Source organism: Silvibacterium acidisoli, assembly GCA_022870745.1.
Classification (GTDB): domain Bacteria; phylum Acidobacteriota; class Terriglobia; order Terriglobales; family Acidobacteriaceae; genus Silvibacterium.
This window is the reverse complement of the sequence record CP085323.1, coordinates 1,293,707-1,319,766: the sequence shown is the minus strand read 5'-3', so window position 1 is coordinate 1,319,766 and position 26,060 is coordinate 1,293,707. Positions and strand designations below refer to the sequence as shown.

The 26,060-nt window shown below is 58.6% G+C and carries 23 protein-coding genes; 11 read left to right on the top strand and 12 right to left on the bottom strand.

The features are described 5' to 3' along the window. The first annotated feature begins 65 nt into the window (after positions 1-65). Positions 66-1,376: a class I SAM-dependent rRNA methyltransferase gene (locus LJD29_RS05355; RefSeq protein WP_446744726.1), complete on the top strand. Its 1,311-nt coding sequence runs from the start codon at positions 66-68 to the stop codon at positions 1,374-1,376. A gap of 55 nt (positions 1,377-1,431) precedes the next feature. Continuing rightward, positions 1,432-1,599, top strand: a complete 168-nt coding sequence (locus LJD29_RS05350) for a hypothetical protein (protein WP_446744725.1) — start codon at positions 1,432-1,434, stop codon at positions 1,597-1,599. A gap of 259 nt (positions 1,600-1,858) precedes the next feature. On the opposite strand, the gene LJD29_RS05345 is transcribed toward LJD29_RS05350, so the two are convergent. From LJD29_RS05345 to LJD29_RS05335, 3 genes are all read right to left on the bottom strand, one after another. Continuing rightward, on the bottom strand, positions 1,859-3,265 hold the full coding sequence (locus LJD29_RS05345) for an acetyl ornithine aminotransferase family protein (RefSeq protein ID WP_446744724.1): 1,407 nt from the start codon (positions 3,263-3,265) through the stop codon (positions 1,859-1,861). Between the two features lie 356 nt (positions 3,266-3,621). After that, a complete protein-coding gene (gene gluQRS, locus LJD29_RS05340; protein ID WP_446744723.1) occupies positions 3,622-4,539 on the bottom strand; it encodes a tRNA glutamyl-Q(34) synthetase GluQRS in 918 nt (305 codons plus the stop codon). 33 nt (positions 4,540-4,572) lie between these two features. Then, positions 4,573-5,874 (bottom strand): Y-family DNA polymerase, encoded by a 1,302-nt coding sequence (locus tag LJD29_RS05335; protein WP_446744722.1) that lies wholly within the window; start codon positions 5,872-5,874, stop codon positions 4,573-4,575. Between the two features lie 234 nt (positions 5,875-6,108). Between LJD29_RS05335 and LJD29_RS05330 the strand changes: the two genes are divergently transcribed. Both LJD29_RS05330 and LJD29_RS05325 read left to right on the top strand, forming a co-directional pair. Further along, positions 6,109-6,279 carry a hypothetical protein gene (locus tag LJD29_RS05330; protein ID WP_446744721.1) on the top strand — a complete coding sequence of 57 codons (171 nt, stop codon included), beginning with the start codon at positions 6,109-6,111 and terminating at the stop codon, positions 6,277-6,279. 159 nt (positions 6,280-6,438) lie between these two features. Then, entirely contained in the window at positions 6,439-8,064 is a 1,626-nt protein-coding gene (locus LJD29_RS05325; RefSeq protein WP_446744720.1) for a S53 family peptidase, read from the top strand. Positions 8,065-8,188: 124 nt separating this feature from the next. On the opposite strand, the gene LJD29_RS05320 is transcribed toward LJD29_RS05325, so the two are convergent. The 5 genes from LJD29_RS05320 to LJD29_RS05300 all read right to left on the bottom strand — a co-directional run bounded on the left by LJD29_RS05320 (position 8,189) and on the right by LJD29_RS05300 (position 13,252). Next, positions 8,189-9,124 (bottom strand): ferritin-like domain-containing protein, encoded by a 936-nt coding sequence (locus LJD29_RS05320; RefSeq protein ID WP_446744719.1) that lies wholly within the window; start codon positions 9,122-9,124, stop codon positions 8,189-8,191. 12 nt (positions 9,125-9,136) lie between these two features. Next, entirely contained in the window at positions 9,137-10,057 is a 921-nt protein-coding gene (locus LJD29_RS05315; RefSeq protein WP_446744718.1) for a ferritin-like domain-containing protein, read from the bottom strand. 154 nt (positions 10,058-10,211) lie between these two features. Beyond that, positions 10,212-11,213, bottom strand: a complete 1,002-nt coding sequence (locus LJD29_RS05310) for a transaldolase (RefSeq protein ID WP_446744717.1) — start codon at positions 11,211-11,213, stop codon at positions 10,212-10,214. 141 nt (positions 11,214-11,354) lie between these two features. Continuing rightward, positions 11,355-12,152: a fumarylacetoacetate hydrolase family protein gene (locus tag LJD29_RS05305; RefSeq protein ID WP_446744716.1), complete on the bottom strand. Its 798-nt coding sequence runs from the start codon at positions 12,150-12,152 to the stop codon at positions 11,355-11,357. 26 nt (positions 12,153-12,178) lie between these two features. Further along, positions 12,179-13,252 carry a fibronectin type III domain-containing protein gene (locus LJD29_RS05300; protein WP_446744715.1) on the bottom strand — a complete coding sequence of 358 codons (1,074 nt, stop codon included), beginning with the start codon at positions 13,250-13,252 and terminating at the stop codon, positions 12,179-12,181. A gap of 136 nt (positions 13,253-13,388) precedes the next feature. Between LJD29_RS05300 and LJD29_RS05295 the strand changes: the two genes are divergently transcribed. Beyond that, the gene (locus tag LJD29_RS05295) at positions 13,389-14,339 is read left to right on the top strand and encodes an FkbM family methyltransferase (protein WP_446744714.1); all 951 of its coding nucleotides are present in this window, start codon (positions 13,389-13,391) and stop codon (positions 14,337-14,339) included. An 11-nt stretch (positions 14,340-14,350) separates the two neighbouring features. Here the strand turns inward: LJD29_RS05295 and LJD29_RS05290 are convergent, their stop codons facing one another. Beyond that, positions 14,351-15,289: a TIGR01777 family oxidoreductase gene (locus tag LJD29_RS05290; RefSeq protein ID WP_446744713.1), complete on the bottom strand. Its 939-nt coding sequence runs from the start codon at positions 15,287-15,289 to the stop codon at positions 14,351-14,353. A 123-nt stretch (positions 15,290-15,412) separates the two neighbouring features. Between LJD29_RS05290 and LJD29_RS05285 the strand changes: the two genes are divergently transcribed. Continuing rightward, positions 15,413-16,228, top strand: coding sequence for a helix-turn-helix domain-containing protein (locus tag LJD29_RS05285; RefSeq protein ID WP_446744712.1), 816 nt, complete (start codon positions 15,413-15,415; stop codon positions 16,226-16,228). Between the two features lie 3 nt (positions 16,229-16,231). Here LJD29_RS05285 and LJD29_RS05280 read toward each other — a convergent pair whose 3' ends face one another. After that, entirely contained in the window at positions 16,232-16,771 is a 540-nt protein-coding gene (locus LJD29_RS05280) for a 5' nucleotidase, NT5C type (protein WP_446744711.1), read from the bottom strand. Positions 16,772-16,773: 2 nt separating this feature from the next. Beyond that, a complete protein-coding gene (locus LJD29_RS05275) occupies positions 16,774-17,502 on the bottom strand; it encodes a zinc ribbon domain-containing protein (protein WP_446744710.1) in 729 nt (242 codons plus the stop codon). A 151-nt stretch (positions 17,503-17,653) separates the two neighbouring features. On the opposite strand from LJD29_RS05275, the gene LJD29_RS05270 reads away from it, so the two are divergent. The 3 genes from LJD29_RS05270 to cysS all read left to right on the top strand — a co-directional run bounded on the left by LJD29_RS05270 (position 17,654) and on the right by cysS (position 22,773). Then, a complete protein-coding gene (locus LJD29_RS05270; RefSeq protein ID WP_446744709.1) occupies positions 17,654-19,876 on the top strand; it encodes a S9 family peptidase in 2,223 nt (740 codons plus the stop codon). Positions 19,877-20,308: 432 nt separating this feature from the next. Beyond that, positions 20,309-21,190: an MBL fold metallo-hydrolase gene (locus LJD29_RS05265; protein ID WP_446744708.1), complete on the top strand. Its 882-nt coding sequence runs from the start codon at positions 20,309-20,311 to the stop codon at positions 21,188-21,190. 104 nt (positions 21,191-21,294) lie between these two features. Beyond that, positions 21,295-22,773 carry a cysteine--tRNA ligase gene (gene cysS / locus LJD29_RS05260; RefSeq protein ID WP_446744707.1) on the top strand — a complete coding sequence of 493 codons (1,479 nt, stop codon included), beginning with the start codon at positions 21,295-21,297 and terminating at the stop codon, positions 22,771-22,773. 6 nt (positions 22,774-22,779) lie between these two features. Here the strand turns inward: cysS and LJD29_RS05255 are convergent, their stop codons facing one another. Next, positions 22,780-23,880, bottom strand: coding sequence for an ATP-binding protein (locus LJD29_RS05255; RefSeq protein ID WP_446744706.1), 1,101 nt, complete (start codon positions 23,878-23,880; stop codon positions 22,780-22,782). Positions 23,881-24,020: 140 nt separating this feature from the next. Between LJD29_RS05255 and dnaG the strand changes: the two genes are divergently transcribed. Together dnaG and LJD29_RS05245 are read left to right on the top strand one after the other, a co-directional pair. Beyond that, positions 24,021-25,796, top strand: coding sequence for a DNA primase (dnaG, locus tag LJD29_RS05250; RefSeq protein WP_446744705.1), 1,776 nt, complete (start codon positions 24,021-24,023; stop codon positions 25,794-25,796). Between the two features lie 64 nt (positions 25,797-25,860). After that, on the top strand, positions 25,861-26,034 hold the full coding sequence (locus LJD29_RS05245; protein ID WP_446744704.1) for a hypothetical protein: 174 nt from the start codon (positions 25,861-25,863) through the stop codon (positions 26,032-26,034). Positions 26,035-26,060 lie beyond the last annotated feature (26 nt).

Sequence of the window (26,060 nt, the reverse complement as noted above, 5' to 3'; positions counted from 1 at the left end):
GATTTCTATGCGCCTCCGCCTCTAAGGATTAATCGGCTGTTTATGCGAAGATGACCAAGGTAGTTATGAGTCCTTACGAAAAGAAGCAAACCGGTAAGAAACAGGCTGCGCCGCGTCGCAAGCCGTCAGGAACTCCGCGGCCGCAGGCCATTCCGTCCATCCAGATCGAAGGCCCGGCTGCTGTCATCTCGCGCCGTGCGGCTGACCGCCTTCGCGCCGGGCACGTCTGGGTCTACAAATCCGATGTGCTGCAGATTTCCGAACCGCAGGGGCTGCTGCCGGTCGTCGACCAGAGGGGCATCCTGCTGGGAACCGCTCTTTACAGCCCAGCGTCAGAGATTTCCCTGCGCATGGTCTCAACGGAAGCACTCGAAAGCGACCGGCAGTGGCTCGACCTGCTGCGAGAACGGCTGCGCGCAGCGATCCGCGAGCGGAAAGAGATTTTTTCCGCGAAGGATACGGACTCCTGCAGGCTCGTCTTCAGCGAAGCCGATGGCCTGCCGGGCATCATCATCGATAAATACGGCGATCTCGTGCTGTTGCAACTGCTGAGCCGCGCGCTCGACAACCACGCGGTGCGCCTGCTGGTGGTCGATATCATCCGTCAGGAGCTCGATCCGGAAACCATCGTCGAGCGTCCCGATGCGCGTATTCGTGAGCTCGAAGAGCTGGACGTGCCACTCGACGGCGCTCCGCTGTATGCGAAGAACGCGGCCGATCCGCTGCTCACGACTACGTTCCATCTCAACGGCCTGAAGCTGCACTACGATGCGAGTGCAGGGCAGAAGACCGGCGCGTTTCTCGATCAGCGGGAGAACTATGCCGCAGCCGCCCGCTACGCCTTCGGCGAAGCGCTGGATGTCTGCACCTACCAGGGAGGTTTCGCGCTGCACATGGCGAAGTCCTGCTCGCGGGTCACAGGCGTCGATGTTTCGCGCGCGGCGCTTGAGATCGCGGAGCGGAATCTGGAAGCCAACCGCGAAGCCTTCGGCGTCGCGGAAGTGGATTGGGTGGAGGCGAATGCATTCGACCTGCTCCGCGACTGGAGCGAAGCCGGCAGGGAATTCGACACCATCGTGCTTGATCCCCCTGCATTTGCGAAATCGAAGCGGGCGGTCGAAGGCGCGTTGCGCGGTTATAAGGAAATGAACCTGCGGGCGATGAAGATGCTGCGCCCCGGCGGCATTCTCGTGACCTGCTCCTGCTCTCATCATGTTTCACTGGCGGATTTCTCCGATGTCGTCGCCGCTGCTGCCGGCGACGCGGGACGGCGGGTGCGCCTGCTCGAACGCCGTGGCGCGGCGGCCGATCACCCGGTGGTGATTACGATTCCGGAGACAGAGTATTTGAAGTGCCTGATCCTCAAAGTCGACTAGACGGGTAGAATGGCCCGGCAGCATCCTGCGGGTTGCTGCCGCATCTCAAATACCTGTGGCAAAGAACTTCAACTGGATCTGGTTCGTGGGCGCGGGAGCCTGGTTTCTCGATGCCTTGCTGAGCCTGCACCATCACGCGCTGGCAAGTGGACTGGTCGCGGCCGCTATCTCTGCGCTGTTTCTTGCCGCGGGAATGTTCTTTCGCAATCAGGCGCGGCGTTAGGGTATAAATCCTGATGCTCTCTTAATGAAGTGTTTTGTATCAGGGCACGACTTCAGTCGTGCCGATCCTGACTCCAACGTGGCTTTAGCCACTGCGACAGGGCTGAAGCCCCATCTTCCCGACAATAAAAAGGCCCGGCTAAAGCCGGGCCCTGATACAAAGCGCGTATAACAAAGCGTTCGCTGACATGAACTGCGCATGTTTGACGCTCGCAGATCTCGCACAAAATATCTTTTATGCCAGCTCTGCGTATCGACTGTTAGACCGCTACAGCTTCGCCTGTCTTCGCGGCAGCATGTTCCTGCTCGACGATCGCGATGCACTCCTCGAAGATGTCGAGTGCGATGTTCGCCTCATGCTCGTTCAACACGAGCGGAGGAGCGAGGCGGATGGAGGTTTCGCCGCAGCCAAGAATCAGCAGGCCGCGTTCGAAGGCCAGCTCCACGATGCGGTCGCGCCAGTCGCCGGCAGCTGCCTTCGACTGCTGATCGCGTACGATCTCGATGCCGATCATCAGGCCGCGTCCGCGTACATCGCCGACGATCGAATACTTCGGTATCCAGCTCTTCAGGCGGTCCAGCATTGCTCCGCCGACCTTTTCTGCATTGGCAATGCCCTCGCGTTCGAGGATGTCCAAGGTCGCAAGCGCTGCGGCGATCGCGACAGGATTGCCGCCGAAGGTCGAGGCATGTGAACCCGGTTTCCAGTCCATGATCTCGGCGCGCGTCATGCAGACGCCGAGCGGCATGCCCGATGCAATGCCCTTGGCCATGCAGACGATGTCCGGCTCAACTCCGGTGTGTTCGATAGCCCACCACTTGCCGGTGCGGCCCGCGCCCGACTGCACTTCGTCGGCAACCAGAAGAATGCCGTACTTGTCGCAGATGCGGCGCAGCTCCTGCATGAAGATGGTGGGAGCGACTACGTATCCGCCCTCGCCCTGGATCGGCTCGATGAAGATGGCAGCTACTTCCTCGGGAGGCAGTGTGGTCTTGAAGAGCCTGTCTTCGATGTAGCGCGCGCACTCGAGCGCGAAGGCATCCTGCTCTTCGGGGCTCTCGCCGCATCCGCGATAGGCATAGGGATAGCGCACGTGCGTGACGCCGGGGACGAGCGGCGCGAAGCGGCGGCGCTGTTGGGGCTTTGAAGCGGTCAGCGACAGCGCGCCCATGGTGCGTCCGTGGAAGGCGCCGAAGAAGGCGATCACATTCTGGCGGCCGGTGTGGTAACGGGCGATCTTCAATGCGCACTCAACGGCCTCTGCGCCGGAGTTGCCATAGTAGAAGCGGTGCGGTCCGGGCATAGGGGCGATTGCGGAGAGCCGCTCGGAGATAGTCACCAATGACTCGTAGTAGAAATCAGTGCCCGACATGTGGATCAGCTCCGCAGCCTGGTCCTGGATCGCCTTGACGACCTCGGGATGACAATGGCCTGTCGACACGACTGCGATGCCCGAAGCAAAGTCGAGGAATTCGTTGCCATCTACGTCTTCCACGCGGGTGCCGCGTCCACGCTTTGCCACCATGGGATAAGAGCGCGTGTAGCTGGGCGAAATCAGGCGGTCGTCGCCTTCGACAATGCGCTTGGCATTGGGGCCGGGCAGCGGTCCGTTAATCTTCGGTCCGTACTGCGCGTAGATTTCTGAATTCGTAGTAGACGTGCTCATGGTTCTCTCCTTCATGGACTGGGGCCTGGGTCTTCACCGATGCTTCGGCGGGAATAATGGCTTTTGAGAGAGTCTTCTTCTTGCACCGGATGCGTTGGGGGTATCGCCGCCCTGAGGGCAGGCGAGGCATCGGCGGACAGCGGTGACTAGTCGCTGCCGAAGAGGCTAGGTCGCGTGCGGGTAGGCAGCACGCGCAGATGCTTGCGCGGGGCAATGGCGCGAACGAAGGCACCGTTCCAGCACTTGCGGCTGAAGCAGGGCTCCGGGTTGGCCATGTGAATGCGCATTCTGTTGGGTTGTGCCGAGCATACCACGGCTTTGGGTCGGCAGGCGAGAGCTTTCGGCTTGCCTTTGGATCAGAGCGCAAGTTCGGGAGGCAGTCCGTTCAGCATCAACTGCAGGTCGCCGAGCTGCCGTCCGCTCTCGCGCAGGCTGCGAATCGAAAGGGCATCGTGCCGTTTCGCGAGGCGTTGGCCGGTCGCGTCGGTCACTAGTGGGCAGTGATAGAACGCCGGTTGTTCCAGCCCAAGTGCTCGATAGAGCAGGATTTGCCGGGCGGTCGACATCAACAGGTCCGCACCGCGGACGACCTCAGTAATCTCCATCGCAGCATCGTCGACCACGCAGGCCAGCTGGTACGAGGGAACGTTATCTTTGCGCCATACAAGGAAGTCGCCGAAGTCGCGTCCCGCGACAAAACGCTGGCGTCCGAAGTGGCGATCGACGAACTCGACCGGTTCATTGTGCGGCACCTGGAAGCGCCAGTTCACGCCCTCAGGTTTCGTAATCTCGCGTGGCGTGTCCGCGCCCGGAATCACACGCAGAACGGGCAGAGGGCGGCAGGTTCCCGGATAGATAGGCTCCTCTTCCTCACTCTCGTGCGGAGCGCTCGCAGCCCGCGCCAGCTCCTTGCGCGAACACTTGCAGGCATAGATGAACCCATCATCGCGCAGGCGCTGCCAGGCGGCGCGATAGAAGTCATGTCTCTTGCTTTGCGTGTAGGGGCGATAGCGTCCGCCGAGTCCTTCACCCTCCTGCCAGCGAATGCCGAGCCACTCCAGGTCCTCGATCATCGCGTGGACGAATTCCGGCTTTGCCCGCTGCTGGTCGAGATCCTCGTTACGCAACACCAGTACGCCGTGGGCGTCACGCGCACGGGCGTAGGCCGTTAGAAAGGTTCGCGCATGGCCCATGTGCAATAGGCCGGTCGGCGACGGAGCCAGCCGGCCACGATAGCTTCGGCTGCGATTGTGCTTGAGAGCAAGAGGAAACACGCTGCGTCCATTATGCCGAGGCGAAGGCCGGATTCAGAAAAGGTCGGGGATATTTGTGAAGGCAATGCGGGTCGGAGCTGCCGCCTTCGCCAGCAGCATGCTGGCAGGCATCAGCGTATTGAGGCCGTACTTCTGGTTGAGCGTGTCCATCGTGGACGAAAGCCGCGTGCGCCGCGTTTCCGTTTCGAGCGAAGAGAAAAGGCTGAGGGTGTGAAGCTGGTCGGGCACCAGATTCCCCAGCCAGACACCGACGTAGAACGGCTTCTGATAATCCGATCCCTTGGGACGCATGTTCCAGAGCTTCGTGAATGCTTCGACCAGCGTCTGGCTGTCCTGGCATTCGATGACGCTCATCCCCTGCGACCATGCTGCTTGCGGAATGCCTGATAAATGCCGCTTATTTGCTTCGTTCTTCGGCACGACAAACTTGATAGTGACCGAGATATGTGTCGTCCAGAGCTTCGCCGCGCGCAGGCGCATGGCAGCCTTATGAAGCAGCTTGTGCGCGACCGCGTAGCTGCCGTCGGGCGTACGCAATTCGGGAGAAAGCACGTGGCTCTGGCTGATCGATTTCTGATGCTCGAGCTGGGGATCGTTGAAGTCTTCGCCACGCAGCCAGTGCCAGAGCTTTTCGCCGCCGATGCCGCCCCACGCATCATTCATCCGCGCACGGTCGAGAGCGAGTAACTCCGGCATGGTGCGGATGCCCGCCGAGTGCAGGCGCTTCTCCATGCGCGCACCGACACCGGGCAGATCGCGCAGCTCCAGGCGGCTCAGGGAGGCGTGAAGAATATCCGGCGTCAACGCAATCAGGCCGTCCGGCTTTTCCATATCAGAAGCGATCTTTGCAAGATAGCGGTTCGGAGCAAGACCGACCGAGCAGCGCAGCGTCGAGCCCGCGTGAGTGCGGATCGACTCCTTTACCTCGCGAGCCAGCTTCAGGGCGGTCATCAGCGGCTGCTCGCGACCCATCAAGCTTGCCGCCATTTCGTCGATAGACATAACAGCAGATATGGGAACGCATTTTTCCACGGCTTCGATGATGCGGTTGTGGTACTCGACGTAAAGCTCGTGGCGCGCTTCCACCAGCACGAGTCCGGGGCACATGCGCTTGGCTTCACCTACCTGGGTGCCGGTGCGGACGCCAAAGGCCTTTGCTTCATAGCTGGCGGCGATAGCGCAGGTGGTATCGGCCATGACCGGAACGACGGCGACGGGACGGTTCCGCAGTTCCGGACGAAGCTCTTGCTCGACGGACGCGAAGTAGGAGTTGAGGTCAAGGAAGAGCCAGCGAATGAGGGGCTGGCCGACTCCGGACTGGGAATTCGTGACCACGCTCTATTTTCGCCTTATTTTCGCTTTTATTCAAGATTGGCGAACCGGCTATTTCAGGCCCTAATGTCAACAGAAAATGAAAGCAAAACTAAAACGGAAGTCACCTTTAGCAATAAAGAAAGCTTCCCGTTCGAGGAAACGGGTGAGATGATGAATCCATCCCCCTGATTAGCGCGATGCAGTAAACCTTATGCGGGTTTCAGCAGTCTTAGTCATTGGAGCGGTACTCCTTATATGTGGTTCACCAGAATGCACGATGTGCTGTATCACCTGGAAAAGCTGAGCAATTATTTGCCGGCAGTTCTGGTGACAGTCGGCATTGCGGTGCTGATCGGTTGTGCAGTCAGCTGTGTCTGCTCACCGTGTGAAGAGAAGGACGACCTCTTTCACCGCGAAGTCTTCTAGTTCAGACTCGCGCAGCAGCCCCTTTCGCGGAAGATTTTTCGCGCATTCTCTTTCCTGTTGCCCAAAATACTTCGAGCAGTGCTATTCTCGCGAGCGACTGACAAGCTTTTTAGCGGCAGCCGCCCGGCTGCATCCTAGAAACCACGAGGATACCTGTTCATGATCAACCCTTCCGGAAAGCGCGTCGTTCTCCCTCGCAGCCTTATAAAAGCTCCAGCCAATGCAGCCGACACCGGCGAATTTGCTCCGCAGCAGATCATTTCTGTTTCCGTCATCGTGCGACGCAAGAAGCCTCTCGATCTGAAGGCCCTGGGTGGCCGCCATCTCTCTCACGAAGAGTTCCTTGAGAATTACGCAGCCGATCCGGCTGACTTTGAAGCGCTGCGCCAGTTCGCGCACCAGCATAATCTCTCGGTCGATGAAAATGCCTCCAGCCTTGCGCGCCGCACCATGGTGATGCGCGGGACCGCACAGGCAATGAGCGAAGCCTTTGGAGTGAAGTTGCGCTGCTTCGAACGTGACGGCAAGACCTTCCATGGGTTCACGGGCGAGATTAGTGTTCCCGAAGAACATGCGGTTCGCATTGAAGCGGTGCTCGGCCTCGATGCGCGACCGATCGCGAAGCCGCATATTCGGAGGCGCGGCCAGATCGCTCCGCACGCCGCGGGAACTACAAGCTTCAATCCTCCGCAGGTTGCGGCGCTCTATGATTTTCCGACCAGTGTGAATGGTTCGGGGCAGACCATAGGCATCATCGAGTTAGGCGGTGGCTATAACTCGAGCGATATTTCAAAATACTTCTCAGGGCTCGGCATCACCGCGCCGACGGTTGTCTCCGTCTCAGTCGATGGCGGCACGAATACGCCTTCGAATCCCGATGGAGCCGACGGCGAAGTCGCGCTGGATATTCAGGTCGCAGGCTCGATCGCTCCCGGCGCGAAGATCGCGGTCTACTTCACCACTAACACCGACGCGGGCTTTCTCGATGCCATCACCACCGCGGTGCATGACACGGCGAACAATCCGTCCGTCATCTCCATCAGCTGGGGCGGCCCGGAGTCTTCGTGGTCGCAGTCTTCTCTCACGGCCATCGATAATGCCTGCCAGTCTGCGGGTGCTCTTGGAGTCACGATCACAGTTGCCGCAGGAGACAGCGGATCGAGCGATGGCGGCAGCGGAAACAATGTCGACTTTCCCGCATCGAGCCCGCACGTGCTTGCCTGCGGCGGCACCAAGCTCGAAGGCAGCGGCAGCAGGATTTCCAGCGAAACCGTCTGGAACGATGGCGCCCAGGGTGGCGCAACCGGCGGCGGAGTCAGCGTGTCGTTTGATTTGCCCAGCTGGCAGCAGAACATCGGGGTTCCCGCGGCGTCTTCAAGCTCCGGAGGCCGTGGTGTTCCTGATGTTGCCGGCGATGCTTCACCGACCACTGGTTACAACATCTATGTCGATGGACAATCGGAAGTAGTCGGCGGCACCAGTGCGGTTGCACCGCTTTGGGCTGCGCTGATCGCGCTCGCGAATCAACAGAACGGTAAAGCCGCGGGCTTTGTAAACCCCACGCTCTATGCCAACACCAAGGCCTTTCACGACATTACGCAAGGCAGTAATGGATCCTTCTCCGCAGGCCCCGGATGGGACGCGTGCACGGGCCTCGGCTCGCCGATCGGCAGCTCGGTGATTTCCGCCCTGGCAAGTCCTGTCTCCGATACTGGAAATGGCAGCAGCGGCACTGGTGGAGAAAGCTCCGGTGGCGGAAAGAAGAAGAAACATCACGACGAATAAAGGCGCGGCGCCTTTTGCAGCGTGTTGCTTGAACTGCGGGGGCATGATGTCGCAATTGGCGGCTATGGAATAAAAATAGGCCCATCCTCTGGCCGAGGATGGGCCTTCCATGGATTTGCCGTTACTACTTGATAGTGCCGTTCATTCCAGCAGGATAGAAACCACCCTTGCCAGTTCCACCCGCATATACGATCGCAAGCACCTGCGTCGTCGAACGGGAGAAGGTCATGCTGTTGCTGTCTGCATCGACGAGTGTGGAGGCCATGCCCGATGCTGCGCCGTTCAGGGTCACGTTGACCGTGCCCAGTCCGATGTCGTCGTTGCCGGTTCCGTCGAGTTTTGCGCGAGCAGCGGCGATCGCGCTCGCGGTTTTGTTGATGCCTGCTGACGGGGTCGCTGCGTCCAGTCCGTACAGCGTTGTACGAATCATGCCTGCGTGGTACGCCTCCGTCGCCATGATGCCTGCTGCCGCATCGAGGTAGGTGGCATTCATGAGCAGCGGAGCAGCTCCCTGGTAAGCCGTTACACCCACATCTTCGAAGATGAACGAGCCGAGCAGGAAGTTCACATCGCTGGCGAAGGGATCGAAGCTCGATCCGAGTCCAGCATACGATGCCAAGCCGTTGAAGCTGTTCATCAGGTCGATGTTGGGCATCGCTACAGAAGCCGAACCCAGCGCCGTCTGAAGAAACTTGACGTGCTTGGCTTCTTCGGCCGCGACTTCCATTGCATACGACATGATGGTTGGGTTAGTGAAGGGAACCTTCGCGTTGGACTTGATGGTGACAGTTCCGCCTGCTGTTCCCGAGCCGCTGGTGATCACGCCGCCATTTGCATCGATGCCGGCACCGGTGGTCGCGTAAGAGTAGAACTGCGCTTCCAGGTATTCCAGGTTGAGGGCGAAGTTGAGGATGTCGGCGTCGGTCACGGTTGATTGTGCAAAGGCCTTCGTTGCGCCTGCGACCGCCAGACCCGCAAGGGCTGTTCCACCGAGAGTCAGCAGCCTGCGACGGCTGCTGACGATGATTTCATCGAGTTGCTGTGTTTCTGCAGTAGCCATGAGCGTGGATCCTTATAAGGTGGTTGCGGTAATCGTGCCGTTCAATCCATTTGGAAAGAAGCCGCCCTTGCTGACGACTCCGGCGGGCGCAGCATACACGATGTGCAGTACCTGGTTGGTATTGCGTTCATAGGCGATGCCGTTCGAGTCGGCAGCAACGATCGTGGTTGCGCTGATCTGCGCTTCTTCTCCTCCACCTACCGATGCGCGTACGGTCGAGATGTCGTTGGCATCGTTCAGGTAAGTCGCGCTTCCCGAGCTGACGGACTGGCTGTAGATCAGGCTTCGGATTGTGGCGGCATGGTAGGCTTCGACGGAAAGAATGCCTGCGGCGGCAGCCAGGTTGGTCTTGCTGCTGAGCAGACCCGCGGCGCCGTGGTACGCGGTGACTCCGACGTCTTCAAATACGAAGGCGCCGACGAGGAACTGGTTTGCATCGGCAAACGGGTTCAACCCGCCTGAGATTCCCGCCAGAGACGCGAGCCCGGTAAAGCTGTTCATCAGATCGATTGCCGGGCGAGCAACGGCAGCCGAGCCGAGAGCCTGGCGAAGGAAGCGTACGTGGTTCAACTCATCCTGGGCAATCTCGTAGGCGTACTGCTGCATGGCCGCGGTGGGAAAGGTGACCTGACCGCCGCCGGTGACAGCGCCTGCTCCGGAGCCGGCATCGGAGGAAGACAATCCTTGCCCGGTGGCGGCACGAAGATAAAATTCTGCTTCAAGATATTCGAGATTCAGAGCGAAGTTCAGAACGTCCGCGTCCGTAACAGAGGGAGTCGGAGTTGGGGTGGGGGTAGGAGTTGGAGTCGGAGCAGGCGTTGAGCTGCTGCCTCCACATCCTGCGATCAGCGTGCCGGCTGCTGCGGTTCCAGCGCCAGCAAGAAACGTTCTGCGAGAGAGTGCTTTCTGTACCAGGCTTTCGAGTGTGTCCACGACGACCTCTCCACAAGCGAATGGATTCCTTGCGTGCTTGGGTAACGGGGCAGCCGCGGTAATGGATTAGAAAAAGTTGCAGATTGTTTTAGGGAAATAAAAAGAGGACGCGCTTCCAACGCGTCCTCTTTTTTGTGCATCAAACGCCTACTTTTTACTTGGCAGCAACTGCCTTGTCGCTGATTTCAGCAACGCGCTTGGCAAGCAGCTGCTCGAGCGTTTCGAGGGCCTTCGAGAAGCCTTCGATACCTTCCTTCAGCTTGTCGTGCGCCATGCGGTCAGCGGCATGCATCTTCTCGAAGGTTTCCTTGTCGATGTTGATCTTCTCGATCGACAGGCTCTTCGCCTTCTCGGGATCCAGCTTGCGCGGCAGCTCTTCCTGAACCGATTCCAACTCGTGCAACAGATTCGGAGAGATGGTCAGCAGGTCAGAGCCGGCCAGTTCGCGAATCTCGCCGATGTTGCGGAAGCTCGCGCCCATCACCACTGTCTTGTAGCCAAAGTGCTTGTAGTAGTTGTAAATGGTTGTGACGGACTGAACGCCGGGGTCTTCCGCGCCCTGGTAATCGCGGCCGGTGTCCTTCTTGTACCAGTCGAGAATACGACCAACGAAGGGCGAGATCAGAGTGACCTTCGCTTCGGCGCAGGCTACAGCCTGGTGAATGCCGAACAGCAGGGTCAGGTTGCAGTGGATGCCTTCCTTCTCAAGCTGCTCGGCGGCCTTAATGCCTTCCCAGGTCGAAGCAATCTTGATCAGGATGCGATCCTTCGAAACACCAGCAGCTTCGTAAAGCTTGATGATGTCGCGAGCCTGCTGCATCGTCTTTTCGGAATCGTAGGACAGGCGTGCATCGACTTCCGTCGACACGCGGCCCGGAATAACCTTCAGGATCTTCTTGCCGAAGGCGATGGCAAGGTGCTTAAAGGCTTCCTTCGCCACTTCTTCATCGCTGGCATCCTCGCCAACGGTCTTCTTCGCTTCCAGCAGCGTGTCATCTACGATCTGCTGGTACTGCGGCATCTGTGCAGCAGCGGTAATCAGCGAGGGGTTGGTAGTCGCATCCTGCGGCTTCACCTTTTCGATCGCATCAATGTCGCCGGTATCGGCGACAACAGTCGTCATCGTGCGCAATTGCTCTAATAAAGTCTTCGCCATTGTTTCTCCTTAACCACGCTACTTTTCCATTATCGGTCATCGACTGTCGGAATGGAATGTCGTTCAACGACATCTCTAGCGCACGACATCCGAAAAACCTGAATCCCTGTCTCTATTTTGATGCATCGGCCAATGGAAAGGTCATGAAGCCGCGATTAAAGGGTTAGAAAGCGTGCCGACCCCCTGCACCGTGATTTCAACAACATCGCCGGGCTTCATCGGCGATACACCTGCCGGGGTTCCGGTCGGAATCAGATCGCCCGGCTCAAGTGTCATAGCCTGTGAGATATGCCGTAACAGCCTCTCGACCGGGAAGATCAGGTCGAGCGTGTGGCCCCTCTGCTTCACCTCGCCATTCAGGCGGGTTTCAATCGCGGCGCCTTCACCCAGCAGGTCAATCTCGTCCGTAACGACAGGGCCCGCAGGGCAGAAGGTATCGAACCCCTTCGCGCGAGACCATTGCCCATCGGACTTCTGCAGGTCGCGAGCGGTCACATCGTTCACGATTGTGTATCCACGAATATAGCTGCGTACATCCTCATCGGGGCCGATCGCGAATGCTCTTCGGCCGATCACAATCGCAATCTCGCCTTCGAAGTCCACGCGTTGCGAGATGGCAGGAATTCGTATGGCCTCGTTTGGGCCAATCAGGGAAGAGGATGGCTTCAGGAAGAGCAGAGGTTCCCGGGGAACGTCGTTGCCGAGCTCGGCAGCATGGTCCTTGTAGTTGCGGCCTATGCAGACGATCTTGCGCGGCACCACCGGAGCCAGGAGTCGTGCCGCGGCCAGCGGAATCGGTTGGAATGGACGGCCGGCGAGAGCGGTCCAGGGGTCTTCCTCGAAAGGAGGCAATAATCGCTCGATCCAGGGCTCTCCCGAGCGGTCGACGACCTCGCCATATTGTGGTCCTGCGTCGGTCTGAAAACGGCAATATCTCATCGCAGCACTCCAGGGTCAGGATGGCGTCAGGGCAAAGCTTCTTCCGCTTCTCCAGAGCGCCTGCTCTCGTTGCCGTCTTTATCGACAGCGCTTACCGAGTAAGCGTAGCGGTGTCCCGCCTCGATGTGAAGATCGCGGAACGAGGGAGACATTTCAGGTTTCGCACCGGAGATGCGTTCGGCTTGTCCGGTACCGCCAACATCGCGCCGATAAACCAGGTATCCGGCCAGATCGTTCTCTGCGCCTGGCGCCCAGGAAAGATCGATCGCTTTCGCATCGGGATCCGCAACCGCCTGCAATCCATCCGGAACGTTTGGTGGAAAGATATCCTTCGCGTCAATCGTGTAAGGATCGCTCGTCTCGCCAACGATCTCCGAAGCTCCGGAGGCGACGTGGACTTTCAGCACTCGCGCAACGGTATAGGTGTAGGTGTTGTCGAGCGCGGCGGTGCGGTCGATAACCTCGGCGCGTCCGTTATCCTCCACTTCCAGGGTGTCCGGCTCTGGAGGCTTCGGCTGGGCTTTGGCATCTTTGCTGGCGTCTTTAGCAGGCTGCGCCAGCTTCATCGTCCTGTGAATACGAATCAGCGAGTCTGCGCCTGCAACCGGGGTCCATTTAAGCAGGATGCCGTCAGGGCGCGCCGTAGCCACCAGAGCTTCGATCTTCGGCAGGGAAGCGCCCGCGGCAAGCTGGATGGTGTTCGAAGGACCGCCTGTCTTTCCCGCGTGGTTCAGCAGCTCGACGGTGTAGGAAAGCGGACGCGGATTGCCCGATGTAATGTCTGCCGGCAAATGGTCGATATACACAGCGGGCTTCTCTGGCGGATACGACGCAACGCCGGCAGCCTGGCACGGACCGGCGCCCAGATGGCGGCAGATGCGCGCCTGTTGTTCGCCTTTTAGTAGAACCTTGTCTGTAGTCCGCCGGGGCATGGTCCAGCTCAGATGTACTTCGTTTCCTGTCCGGGATCCGGCCAGGTCCGTAGGCGGCTGCGGCAGTTTAAGTGATGGAGGAGCAGGTGCAGCAGGCATACCGCAACCAGCGAGCAACAGGAGCGGCAGGCAAACCAGCGCAGCCGCAGAGCGAGATGAGACGTTCATGCCAGTTCCAGCGTAGCAGACCGTCAACGGGAGGGGCGCCTGTGCCCGGAACGATTCTGGCTCGCGTGCTAATATCTCTCCGCGCACAGAACGTCATTGCGCCGGCCCTCATGATATCCCCGTTCGAGGTGTAGCTATGGCGTCAAGTACGACATCCACATCCGTATCGACATCTGAATCGCCTTTCACCCATGAGTCGGCGCTGCCCGCGCGTCTCAAGCTCCTCCGTTGGCTCGGTAAGCAGACCTGGATACCGCGCGGCCAGGATCTTTTACTTCGCAAAATCTGGTCTCCTGATGCAGGCCAGCACTTTTTGTATGAGGTGGATTTTTTCGGGCTGCGTTATCGAGGAGATCTGGCCCGGTTCATCGACTGGGTCATTTTCGCCTATCGTAGCTACAGTTATTGCGAGTTGTGTCTGCTGGACGCATTGGGCAAGGAAATCCGCACGCGGCGGGGGGCGCTGCATTTCATCGATGTCGGCGCGAATGTAGGCCAGCATTCCCTGTTTATGTCTGTACGGGCCGACAAGGTGTACTCCTTTGAGCCGGTGAAGAGCACCTGCACGGTGTTGGAGAAGCAGATCAGCCTGAACAATCTGTCCAATGTTCTTGTCAGTCCTTACGCGCTGGGTGCGACCGACGAGGTGATGAAATTCCACGCCGGCAAGTCAAACAATTCCGGTATCGGTACCTTCGTCCCCGAGCCCGACGTCGAATATAAAGATCCCATCGATCTGCAGATTCGCAAGGGAGACGATCTGCTCGATGAGATTGGATGTACTCGCGTGGATCTATTGAAAGTGGATGTGGAAGGCTTTGAAGAATTCGTTTTTCGAGGTCTGAGCAGGCACATTCTCGAAGATCGTCCAGCCGTTCTGTCCGAGCTCTCCGATAGAAGCAGGGAGCACTTCGGCAGCGAGGAAGAACTCAGGAAGCTCTTCTGGGACGGTGCTGTATTCGCGGATGTGAGCGGACGCCAGGGCTGCTCCTATGTACTCAAGCCGTTCCGGTTTGGGGAAACGCGTGAAATGCTCATCGTGCCCCCGGAACTGGGCAGCTTCGTTCAGAGCCGCATCGTGCACTGAACGAATGGCCATCAGCGCAGAAGGGTTTTAAGAGCCGGCTCCAGCTCAGGTAACCGGAAACGGAAGCCGTCCTGGTACAGCTTCACGGGCAAGGCACGAGTGGACGCGAGCAATGCCTCGTCCGCCATTTCACCCAGGCCGATCCGTAGAGCGAAGGCGGGAGCAGCAAAGAACGCTGGGCGATGCAGCACTCCGGCCAGGGTCCTCGTGAATTCGATATTTCTGACCGGCTCCGGCGCGACCAGGTTCACTGGACCCGAAAGACGATCCGACTGGAGCAGGTAGAAGATCGCCGATATCAGATCTTCGAGAGCAATCCAGCTCATCCACTGCTGGCCGGAGCCAAGTTTGCCGCCAAGCCCCAGCCGGAAGATCCGAAGCATCTCCTGTAACGCCCCGCCCTCCTTGGCAAGAACCACGCCAAACCGTGTGCTGATTGTCCGGATACCGAGCTCCCTGGCACGGCCGGCTTCTTTTTCCCAGAGCGCGCAAACCTCTGCCAGAAAGCCGCTCCCAACAGGCGAGTCTTCAGTAACCGGATCGTCGCCGCGATCGCCGTAAATCCCTGTGGCGGAAGCGCACAGGAATGTCTCCGGCGGCTGTTTCAGTTGCGAGAAGACCCGGATCAGCCCACGAGTCGACTGGGTTCGCGACTCGACGATCTCTTTTTTGTAGGAATCGGTCCAGCGGTGAGAGTTGAGATTGGCTCCGGACAGGTGGATGGCCGCACTCATACCCTCAAGGCGTGCCCGGTCAAATTCGGAAACGGGCTCGGATGCCTCGTAGTTCCAGTGGATAACCCTGGGATCGGAAGATTTTTTTCGTGAAAGTTCAAATATCTGAATCCGTTTGGCATTGGCAACTCGTACTATGCCAGTACCGATAAGCCCCGAAGCGCCACTGACAAGAATTTTTTGCTCCGAGGGTTGATTTCGCGTCAACCTTTCCATGAGCAATAAGAATCGAAGCGAATACAGCGGGTTGCGTTTTATTTAGCTACATCAAAAGATATATTTGTAAGATAAAATAGAGTGTTTCCCAAGCATCTGTAATACGAACGCGAGGTTTCCACGATGACGAACAGGCCCGAAAGAATTACCTCTCAAGTCTCGAATCCGCGCGCGGATGCAGCCAATATCCGCATCGATCCTGCCACGGCCGAGGCGTTCATCGCCGAGCGGCGCATTGGGGAGCGCATCAAGCGGCTACGTTTGAAAAAATCCATGGGGCTCGTGGAGCTGGGCAAGCATACCGGCTTGTCCGCCAGCTTCCTGTCTCAGCTGGAGACGGGCCGCGTCGTACCCACGCTGCGCAATCTTGCGCGTATCGCGATGGTATTCAGCAAAGATCTCTCGCACTTTTTTGAGCCGGAACCACACACGCTTTTCCGTATTCATCGTAGAAACGAGCGCGTCCGTCTCCCTCAAACAGGAGTGGATGACCCGACCTACTATTTCGAGAGCCTCGGCTATATGGTTCCCGACCGCCATCTGGACCCGTATTACGCGGAATTCATCCCTCTGAAGTCGGCGACGGAGATTCGTCCACACGTGCACCCAGGGTACGAGTTTCTATTCATGCTCGAGGGTGAACTGGAGATCAAGCACGGCGACAAGGTCCACACCATGGGCGTAGGCGACAGCGTCTATTTCGATGCCAGCACGCCCCACGCCTACCGTTGCCTGGGCGCGAACTCTGCGGTGGCCCTGATTGTGACCATGCACCAGCCCCATGTTCCGCAGACCGCGATGCAACTGCGTCCGCTGGGTTCTGCGATCGGCGCTGGGCGTCTGCCAGGACAAGCTCCGGCGCCGCAACCAGGCACTTCAATGCGTTCGGGGGAAAGACCGACGAACCTGAGATCGATCGGAAACGCTGTCGCCGAATAGGCGTTAGTTAAACGATCCGACATTGAACAGGCGGGCTACCTGTTGCCAGTTATCTACACGGCGGTAGCCTGTAACCCCCAGGTTGTGCGGAGCGGTGTACAAAATTCCTTCGCCGGAAAAGCGGCGAAAATTTCTGGGCTGGTCATCGATCAGGAAGTCCGCATTCAGAATGGATTTATCTCCGCAGAAGATGAAGTGCGTGGGCTGCAGGTAGGGGAAGTGCTTGCGCAGCCAGCGGTACTTCGGCCCGAAAGAGTTGGGAAACTCCATCGCCGCGGTTGCGATGTATACCTCGTAATGCTTTGCCAACTCGCGCACCACGCGCTGGCTGTCCGCAAACACTTCCAGGTCTTCAAAAAAATCTTCGGAGTGCAGATATCCTGCCAGTCGCTCGTGTTTGTCGGTTGAAACGATCTGCCACAGCCACTTGCCGTGAAGGTCCGCCTTGGTGATCGCCTCAGTGTGCTCCAGGTTATAGCGTGCAATATGCTCCGAGAGCGTATCGGCGAGCACTTCGTCCATATCGATACAGATCCGTTTCATCGTCAGTTCCTGTTCTTCTGTAACGACTCCAGTTCCGAATCGTAGTAAAGCAGGCGTGCGCAGCTTTCGCAGGGCATCACCTCGCCATTCCGCACCTGGTTCCACATCTGGGGGCGCAGGGCCATCTGGCAGGCAGTGCATCGCTGATCGCGCACGCGTGCGATTGCTGTGCCGCGGCCTTTCGCGATGCGATCGAAGGTCGCAAGCAATCCTTCGTCGACGGAGGAGCGCAGACGTAGCCGCTCCTGCTCGAGTCCCTTCAGCTTTGCCTGCAGGCCTGCCAGCTCCTCACGTGCGGCGACTTTGTCGAGTTCTGTCGCTTTTGTATGATCGGCGAGTCCGGCCTTCGCTGAAGACAGGCTGCTTTCGATCTTTTCGGAGAGCTCCATGCTTTCGAGTTCGCTGTCCTCGATCTTCCGGATGGCTGCCTCTGCGAAAGCAATTTCGTGTTGGAGCGCAGTGTACTGCTCGTTGGTCTTGACGCTGCTCAGCTGGTCGCGAAACTTCACGATGCGCTGCTGTTGATCCTTGATGTCGCTCTCGAAGCGCCGGCGGCGGACCTCTTCTTCCTTGATTGACTTTTCAGCCTGTTCTACAGCCCTCGTTCGTTCCCCGAGGCTTTTGTCGAGCGCAGCGATGCGGTTGGGAACAGCCGCCATCTGGGTGCGCAGCCGGGCGATTTCCTGCTCTGCGTCCTGCGCGAAAATCAGTGTCTCTATCTGTTCGTTCATGTTCTATCCGCTTAAAGATGGCAGTTTAGCAGCTTGGCCTTACCGGCTGCGAAGTATACGCCGGCAGCATAGCCGCCCGGCTCAGGTAAAATTTTGTTTCCCCGTAATCGTACTTCCCCACGCGGGGCAGATCCTTTTTCCTGGAGTTCCCTTGAGGTTTCTTCGCACCCTGCTTGCCTGTCATGTGACGCTGGCCTGCTTTTCAGTCACCTTTGCCCAGTCGAACCACCCCTGGACGATAAAGGAGGTCTTCGGCGGCGGAAGCCTCACAGGAAATCCGCCGGACGGGATCAGCTGGTCCCCTGATGGCGAACGAGCGACGTACCTCGACGATAAGGGCAGTGTCATGCAGGTGCGCGTCGCCGACGGCAAGCTGAGCACGCTGATTGCCGCGCCCAAGATTTCGCGGCTTCTACATGCCCAGGTCTCGGAGAAAGATGCAGACCACCGTTCGCGTTACGGTCAGCCGGACTACATCTGGTCGCCGGACTCGCAACATGTGCTCTTCGATACCAATGGCGAACTGTGGCTTTACGACATCACGAAGGATGAGAGCGGCGCAGGCCTGCAGGTAGGCGACACGGGCATGCAGAGCGGCGATGACCCCAAGTTCTCACCCGATGGTTCGCACATCTCTTACGTTCGCCATCACAACCTCTTCGTGCAGCCGGTGCAGAATCACGCGGAGCCGGTGCAGCTGACCAATACGACCGAAGAGACCAGGCTGAACGGCGAGATCGATTGGGTCTACCTGGAAGAGCTGAACGTGCGCAGCAACTATTTCTGGTCACCGGACTCGAAGCAGCTGGCTTACCTGCAGATGGACGAGTCGAAGGTGCCGCTTTATCCCATCACGGACTGGATTCCGACACACGCAACGATCGATGAGCAGCGCTATCCGCAGCCCGGCGATGCAAACCCCGCGGTGCGCGTTGGCGTTGTCGATGCCACGGGTAGCGCAACGCGTTGGATCGAGCTGCCAATTCGTGCCGGTGACGATTACATTCCACGATTCGGCTGGGTGGATGCCAACACGGTCTGGATTGAGACGCTCACCCGCGATCAGAAGCATGAGGACATTTATTTTGCCGACAGTCACACCGGCGAGGTGAAAAAGGTTCTCGCTCAAACGGAGCCGAAGTATTTCACCACCTCTTACGACGTGGCCTTCCTGCATAATCACCAGTTCCTCGTCCAGAGCTGGCGCGATGGCTACACGCATCTTTATCGCTATAGCTACAACGCCGAACACCCGCTGGCTGAAGAGGCGAAGCTGATGAATCAGCTCGAGAGCGGTCCCTATGAAGCTACAAAGGTTGGCACGATCGACGAAGGTACCGGCACGGTCTACTATGTCTCGAATGAAAGCGGCCCGCTTGAAGAGCAGGTGTGGGCTGTGCAGCTCGACGGATCGAACAAGCACCGCGTCACGCGCACCGAGGGTGTCCACAATCCGGATTTCCCTTTCAAGGGCGCTGCGTTTATCGACAACACATCGAGCCGTCTCGAGCCGCCGACTGTAAGCTTCTGTACCGCAAAGGGCGACTGCAATCCATTCTGGAAGTCACATCCAGTCGCAGGACACACTATCGTTCCGCCGGTGAGCCTTGAACTGACTGCCGCGGATGGAAGGACAAAGCTCTATGGCACGCTGCAGTTGCCGCAAAACGCGACTGCACCGGCCAGCGTGCCGCTGCTGGTGAATCCCTATGGCGGTCCGGATGTGGGGATGGCGAAGAATGCGTGGCGCAGCCGGACACTGTTTTTTGATCAGTTGCTGGCTGAGCACGGCTTCGCTGTGCTGCGCGTCGATAACCGTGGCATGGGCGGACGGGGACGCGATTTCGAGCAGGCGGCATACCACAACTTCGGTCCTCCTGAGCTCGCCGATCAGCTCGCATCGGTCGACCAGGTGCTGGCGAAATATCCGCAGCTAGATGGGCATCGTATGGGCTGGTGGGGATGGAGCTGGGGTGGCACGTTCACGCTCTATGCGCTGTCGCACAGCGACCGTTTCCTTGCGGGCTCATCCGGCGCGCCGGTTACTGACTGGCGCAACTATGACTCGATCTACACGGAGCGCTACATGGGCCTGCCGGAGGAAAATGCGAAGGCATATCAAGACGACTCCGTCGTTAACAGCGCGCAAAACCTGAAAGGTCACCTGCTTATTTTTCATGGCACGGGCGACGACAATGTGCACTTCGCAAATACGATTCAGTACATCCAGAAGCTGATCGATGCAGGCGTTCCGTACGATTACAACGTCTTTCCGCGTAAGACTCACTCTGTCGCCGGTGCACTTCCGCAGATGGAGTTGAATAACCGTCTTCTGCAGCAATTCGAGATGTACGTGAAGAACAAGCAACAGTAGCGGTAGTAAATAGAAGAAGCCCGGATGCAGACCGCATCCGGGCTTCTTCTATTTGCGTGCAGGGTCATTCGACGTCGCTGACCTTGCCCGCTTTGAAGGTGATCTTTATCTCCTGGTAGACGTAGCTCTTCTTCGTTCCCAGGTCGACGGCGCAGGAGCAGCCGGTAGGCCGCCCTATCCCTGCTTATCCTTCGGATTGCCCACGCCCTGGTCGATCGTCTCGCGCATGTGATTCTGCATATCCTGCAGATGCAGGAAAAACCCCCTTCGACGTTTTGATCCCTGTTACTGCGGAGACAGGTTTTTCCTGGTGTTTTAAAAAGCGTTCTTAGCAGTGGGGTACGTGATTTGCGTCTACCACGGTTTCAGTGCATTGTGGATTTTGACGGTTACATTTGATCCGGGCCGGCAATGAAGCAGGAGACTGTTCTCATGAGTGAAAAAGTATCGTCCGAGCGGAAGCCCATCGTGCAATCTTTTGCCAACTTTGAACTCACCCTCCTGAGCGATGGCAGCTTTTACATGGATGGGGGCGCGATGTTTGGAGTGGTTCCCAAAAGCATGTGGGAGAAGCGACTGCCTGCCGATTCGCAAAACCGCGTGACGCTCGGCACGAATACCGTCGTTGTGCGCACTGGCAAACATACCGTGGTCATTGAGACGGGGCTAGGCAACAAGCTGGCGGAGAAACAGCGGGCAATCTTCGATGCGAAGCAGCAGCTGCCTTATTCGTTCCAAGAGGCGGGCATCCGGCCTGAAGAAGTTGATGTCGTCATCAATACGCACCTGCACTTCGATCATTGCGGGTGGAATACGACGCTGACTCCGGATGGCAGGATCGTTCCGACCTTCCCGAATGCGCGCTACATCGTCCATCGCGGAGAAGTCGAGCACGGCCATCTACAACTCGAGCGGGATGCCGTCAGTTACATCAGCGCAAATTACGATCCGCTTATCGAGAGCGGGCAGATGACTCTTCTCGATACAAAACCTGGCCAGGAGGAATCGATTGTGCCGGGCATCTCGGTCGAGTGCTATCCCGGCCACACCTCGCAGTTGCTAGCAGTGAACATCGATTCAGAAGGGAAGCGAGCCTGCTACATCGCCGATCTCATTCCTACCAGCGCCCATCTCGATCTGACCTGGGGAATGAGCTACGACCTCGATCCTTTAACGTGTATCGAACAGCGCAAACGCTTCTACGCGCGAGCGATTCCGGAAAAATGGCTGGTGCTGTTCACCCATGACCACTTCACTCCCATGGGCTATATCGAATGGAGCGATAAGGGCAAGCCGGTGATGAAAAGGCCGTGAATGGGGAGGACGCAAGCGAAGATGGGCAAAACAGAATAAAATCGGACGGTAAGCAGAATCGCTGGACCGCGACATATTTTTCTGAGAGCCCGCCCGACGCACGCATGACCCTCCGACTTTTTAATACCCTTACCAGCCAGGTAGAAGAACTGGCACCTGTAGATGGTAATGAGCTGCGCATGTATGCCTGTGGGCCGACTGTTTACGACTATGGCCACATCGGCAACTTCCGCACCTTCCTGCAGGTAGATGTGCTGCGCCGGTTCCTCAAGCTCCAGGGCATCGCACCGCGCCACGTGATGAACATCACCGACGTGGATGACAAGATCATCCGCAATGCGGCGGCGGCAGGTGTTCCCATCGGCGAATACACACCGCGTTTTGAAAATGCGTTCTTCGAAGATCTCGACGCACTCTCTGTCGAGAAGCCCGAAGTGATTGCGCGTGCCACGGAAAACATCCCTTCCATGGTCGAACTCATCGAGGATCTCGCGAAGCAGGACTACGCGTACAAGACCGAAGACGGCTCCTGGTACTTCCGCATCGCGAAGTTTCCCGAATACGGCAAGCTCTCGAAGAAAGACTTCAGCGGCATCACCGATGGCGCACGCGTCGATGTAGACGAGTACGACAAGGACTCCGCCCGCGACTTTGCCCTGTGGAAGGCCCCGAAGCCCGGCGAGTACCACTGGGAGACATCGCTCGGTCCGGGACGGCCAGGCTGGCATATCGAGTGCTCTGCCATGGCAACGAAGTTCCTGGGCGACGGCCTCGATCTGCATGCGGGCGGCGAGGATCTCATGTTCCCGCACCACGAGAACGAGATCGCGCAGTCGGAGTCTGCCTCGCACAAGTGCTTCGCGCGCCACTGGTTCCATGTGCGCTTCCTGCTGGTCGAAGGCAGAAAGATGTCGAAGTCGGAAGGGAATTTCTATACTCTTCGCGATCTTCTGCTCAAGGGCTATAAGGCCTCTGCCATCCGCATGCTGCTGATTTCGGTGCCCTATCGCCAGCAGCTCAATTTCACCTTTGACGGACTCGCCGCAGAGACCGGCGCCGTCGAGCGTCTGCGCACCTTCCGCGACCGCGTGCGTTCAGCGCAGGCCGGTACGGAGACCAATCCGGAACTCGCCGACGAAACCGCACGCTGCCGCCGGAACTTTTTCGAGGCGCTTTCGAACGATCTGAACACTGCCGAAGCACGCGCTGCGATCTTCGACCTGGTGCGCGCCGGCAATGCCGCGATCGACGCAAAGAAGCTGGGCGCAGAAAACGTAACGCAGATGCTCGATCTGCTAAGCCAGTTCGATGCGGTCTTCGCCGTGCTCGAAGACAATGACGCCAGGTGGACAAAGTTTGCCCTCGACTGGGCTGCACGTGAAAATCGCCTCGACCAGGTATCGCCGGAGTTGCTGGCGCAAAATGCGCTCGGCGACGAAGAGATTCAGGCGCTCGTCGACAAGCGCACTGCCGCCAAGCGCGCGCGCAACTTCGCCCTCGCCGACCAGATAAGAAATGAACTGGCGGAAAAAGGCGTCCTGATCGAAGATTCAAAGGACGGCGTCCGCTGGAAGCGGAAGTAATCCGCCTTATCCCAGCTCCGTAACAGGAATGGCGCGCAGGCCGTTATCGAAAGGAAAGCTATTGGGCGTGCGTGAAACGACGGCGCCCATGCGAACATGCTTTGCGCCCACGGCATTGCGCACGAAATTCAGATTCGCGGTGTCGCCAGTGTCCGGCAGTTCCGTCCATTTGGCTTCCAATAGCTCCAACTTGCCTCCGGCGTCGACCAGAAAATCCACCTCCCGGGTTCGGTCGCGCCAGAAGAAGAGACTGTTGCGGCGCCCTGCCAGCCGCTCGCGGTCGCGTAGCTGCGCGAAGACAAACGTCTCCCAGATCGCACCCACGGCAGGCGACTCGCGCAGCGCTTCTTCGGTGCGGATGCCGAGCAATGCGCACAGAAGCCCCGTATCGGCGAAGTAGAGCTTCGGGCTTTTCACCAGCGACTTCGTGCGGTTCGAAAACCATGGCTCCAGCAGCACGACCTGACCCGAGGCCTCGAGCATCGACAGCCAGTGGTTTGCCGTCGACGGAGAAATCCCCACATCGCGCGCCAGGTCGGCCTTGTTCAGCAGGTTGGCCGAGCGTAGCGCACAGGCGCGGATAAACCGCTCGAAGTCGCGCAGGCTGCCGACGTTCGTCAGCAGGCGCACATCGCGTTCAAGGTACGTCGCGAGATACGAGTTGTAGAACGAGACCAGGTCGATGTCGAGGTTCGCGTAGAGTTCCGGAAAACCGCCGCGCAGGATCGCCGTTTCCAGCGTCGTCTTCGGCAATGCGCGGCGAATCTCGGACAGCGAAAGCGTTTCCAGCTCGAGAATGTCTGCCCGGCCCGCCAGCGACTCCGAAACCCGCTCCATGAGCGAGAACTTTTGCGATCCGGTCAGCAGAAAGCGCCCGTTTGCAGGACGATTCGCGTCGATTTCCGCTTTCAAATGGCGGAACAGACCTGGCGCGTACTGGACCTCGTCGATAATCACCGGCGGCGGATAGCGGCGCAGAAACTCGCGCGGCTCCTTCTCGGCCTGTTCCGCTTCCGTGGGTAAGTCGAGAGAAACGAAGGAGTAATCCGGAAACAGATGGCGAAGGAGCGAGGTCTTTCCCGTCTGACGCGCGCCGGTCATCACCATGGCAGGCCTGGTGCGAACAAGGCGTCTCAGAAGGGGTTCGATATTTCGCTCAATCCACATGTGCAAATTATACGATTCTATTGGATAATTTGCACGATTCAATCGAAAGCCAATCGTCCCTTACACTTAGAAGTGCTTCCATGGCCGAAAACTTCGCCCAGACCGTCAAGCAGCAGGCCGACATTCTTAAGGTCATTGGTGACTACGTGCGTCTGCGGAAGGCTGGCGCGCAGAATTACAGCGGCCTGTGCCCCTTCCATTCTGAGAAATCGCCGTCTTTTTCGGTTCATGTAGGGCGGCAGTTCTATCACTGCTTTGGCTGCGGTCAGTCGGGCGATGTCTTCACCTTCATCCAGAAGATCGAAAATGTCAGCTTCCCCGAGGCGATCAAGGCCGTCGCGCTCAAGTGCGGCATTCCGTTGCCCAAGCGCGAATTCAACTCGCCGGAAGAAGCTGCGGAAAATCGCCAGCGCGGCAAGCTGATCGAGATCCACGAGATCGCCACCGCCTGGTTCGAGCAGCAGCTTCGCTCGCCTGAGGGTGCAACGGCCCGCGAATACCTCGCCGGGCGCGGACTGACCGAGCAGGGCATCGCAAAATTCCGTATCGGCTACGCTCCGGAGTCTTTCCACGCATTGCGCGAGCGGCTGCAATCCGTGGCTGATATGGACACCCTGCGCGCCTCCGGTCTGTTTTCCTTCAAAGAGCAGGAGGATGGCTCGCCCGGCCCGCTTTACTCGCGCTTCCGCAAGCGCGTGACGTTTCCTATCGCGAATGAATCCGGCAAGGTCATCGCATTTACCGCCCGTGCCCTTGAAAGCGGCGATAAGGCTGGTCCGAAGTACATGAACTCGCCCGAGACGCCGCTTTATATCAAGGGCAACGTCCTCTTTAATCTCGATAAGGCGCGCCAGCCCATGCGTGAAGCGAACTTCGGCCTGCTGGTGGAAGGGCAGATGGACTGCATTTCTGCCTTTCTTGCCGGTATTCCGAACGTGATGGCGACCAGCGGCACCGCTTTTACCGAGGCACAGGTGCGGCTTTTACGCCGCTATACCACCCGCGTGATCGTGAACTTCGACCCCGATACGGCAGGCGCGAATGCCGCCGAGAAATCCATCTCCCTGCTCACGGAAGAGGGATTCGAGGTCAAGGTCGTGACGCTGGAAGGGGGACTTGACCCGGACCGTTACATTCGCGAGCGGGGCGTAAAGGAGTACATGACCGCTCTCCGCGGTGCACGGCGCCACCAGGATTACCTGATCGAACGCGCCCGGATATTGCATCCGCCGCGGAATCCCCAGGCCAAGGTCGACGCGCTCAATTATCTGCTGCCGCACATCCGCCGGGTGCCGAACGTCATCGCCCGCGATGAGTTTGCCATGGATGCCGCCCAGAAGCTTGGCATCGATTCGGCCCTGGTCCGGGAAGAACTGAAGCAGGCGGCGGCGAAACGGCGCGATTCGCTTGAGGTTTCCATCGTCTCGTCGCTTTCGCGCGCCGAGCAGATCCTGCTGCAGGCTTTCTGCTCGCCCCAATCCGGCGAGATTTACCGTGTAGCCGAAGCTGCCTATGGCGATCACGAGAGCGACTTCGCCCGGCTGCGCGAGGATGTGCAGGAACTGATCGGGGTATTACGGTCGCGTCCGGTCGGCTCTGACGCACTCGAGTCTCTGGCGAACCCGGAACATCGCCGGACACTGGCCGAAATCTTCGTTTCCGTGCACGGAGCCGACCCGGACCCTCGCCATGTTGAGGAGGCGGTGTTGGCCGTTCGCTGCAACTCGCTGGCCCAGCAGCAGCGTGCGGTTCGCGCCCAATTAAACGAGGCAGAACGGCAAGGGCGCGCGGACGATGTTCCCGCGCTGATGAGGCAGCAGCAGGAAATTACCCGCCGGCTTCGCGAACTCGATTAACGGTCATAAAAATGAATAAGATGGGTGATCATTTTGGTGCGACCGGCGTATGCTGGGAGCGCCTATGAAACTGCTCGAGTGGCTCACCGATCTCTTCGTCAACACCTTCGGCATTACCGTTCCCGGGCCGGATCAGCGGCGGACAGCGAACCTGGCAATCGGCGGATTCCTTCTCCTGGCGCTGCTGGCAGCTTTCGGCGTAGTCGGCTTCCTGGTCTATTCCATTTCGGCACACTGAGGCGGTTTTTTCGCCGATTCAACAAC

Bases quoted from the DNA above. Each gene is read 5' to 3' on its own strand.
- LJD29_RS05345 (WP_446744724.1), bottom strand. From the start codon at position 3,265: ATGAGCACGTCTACTACGAATTCAGAAATCTACGCGCAGTACGGACCG.
- LJD29_RS05255 (WP_446744706.1), bottom strand. From the start codon at position 23,880: ATGGTGATGACCGGCGCGCGTCAGACGGGAAAGACCTCGCTCCTTCGC.
- LJD29_RS05280 (WP_446744711.1), bottom strand. From the start codon at position 16,771: ATGAAACGGATCTGTATCGATATGGACGAAGTGCTCGCCGATACGCTC.
- LJD29_RS05290 (WP_446744713.1), bottom strand. From the start codon at position 15,289: ATGGAAAGGTTGACGCGAAATCAACCCTCGGAGCAAAAAATTCTTGTC.
- dnaG (WP_446744705.1), top strand. From the start codon at position 24,021: ATGGCCGAAAACTTCGCCCAGACCGTCAAGCAGCAGGCCGACATTCTT.
- LJD29_RS05300 (WP_446744715.1), bottom strand. From the start codon at position 13,252: ATGAACGTCTCATCTCGCTCTGCGGCTGCGCTGGTTTGCCTGCCGCTC.
- LJD29_RS05265 (WP_446744708.1), top strand. From the start codon at position 20,309: ATGAGTGAAAAAGTATCGTCCGAGCGGAAGCCCATCGTGCAATCTTTT.
- LJD29_RS05330 (WP_446744721.1), top strand. From the start codon at position 6,109: ATGTGGTTCACCAGAATGCACGATGTGCTGTATCACCTGGAAAAGCTG.
- cysS (WP_446744707.1), top strand. From the start codon at position 21,295: ATGACCCTCCGACTTTTTAATACCCTTACCAGCCAGGTAGAAGAACTG.
- LJD29_RS05305 (WP_446744716.1), bottom strand. From the start codon at position 12,152: ATGAGATATTGCCGTTTTCAGACCGACGCAGGACCACAATATGGCGAG.
- LJD29_RS05325 (WP_446744720.1), top strand. From the start codon at position 6,439: ATGATCAACCCTTCCGGAAAGCGCGTCGTTCTCCCTCGCAGCCTTATA.
- LJD29_RS05245 (WP_446744704.1), top strand. From the start codon at position 25,861: ATGAAACTGCTCGAGTGGCTCACCGATCTCTTCGTCAACACCTTCGGC.
- LJD29_RS05275 (WP_446744710.1), bottom strand. From the start codon at position 17,502: ATGAACGAACAGATAGAGACACTGATTTTCGCGCAGGACGCAGAGCAG.
- LJD29_RS05285 (WP_446744712.1), top strand. From the start codon at position 15,413: ATGACGAACAGGCCCGAAAGAATTACCTCTCAAGTCTCGAATCCGCGC.
- LJD29_RS05310 (WP_446744717.1), bottom strand. From the start codon at position 11,213: ATGGCGAAGACTTTATTAGAGCAATTGCGCACGATGACGACTGTTGTC.
- LJD29_RS05295 (WP_446744714.1), top strand. From the start codon at position 13,389: ATGGCGTCAAGTACGACATCCACATCCGTATCGACATCTGAATCGCCT.
- LJD29_RS05355 (WP_446744726.1), top strand. From the start codon at position 66: ATGAGTCCTTACGAAAAGAAGCAAACCGGTAAGAAACAGGCTGCGCCG.
- LJD29_RS05320 (WP_446744719.1), bottom strand. From the start codon at position 9,124: ATGGCTACTGCAGAAACACAGCAACTCGATGAAATCATCGTCAGCAGC.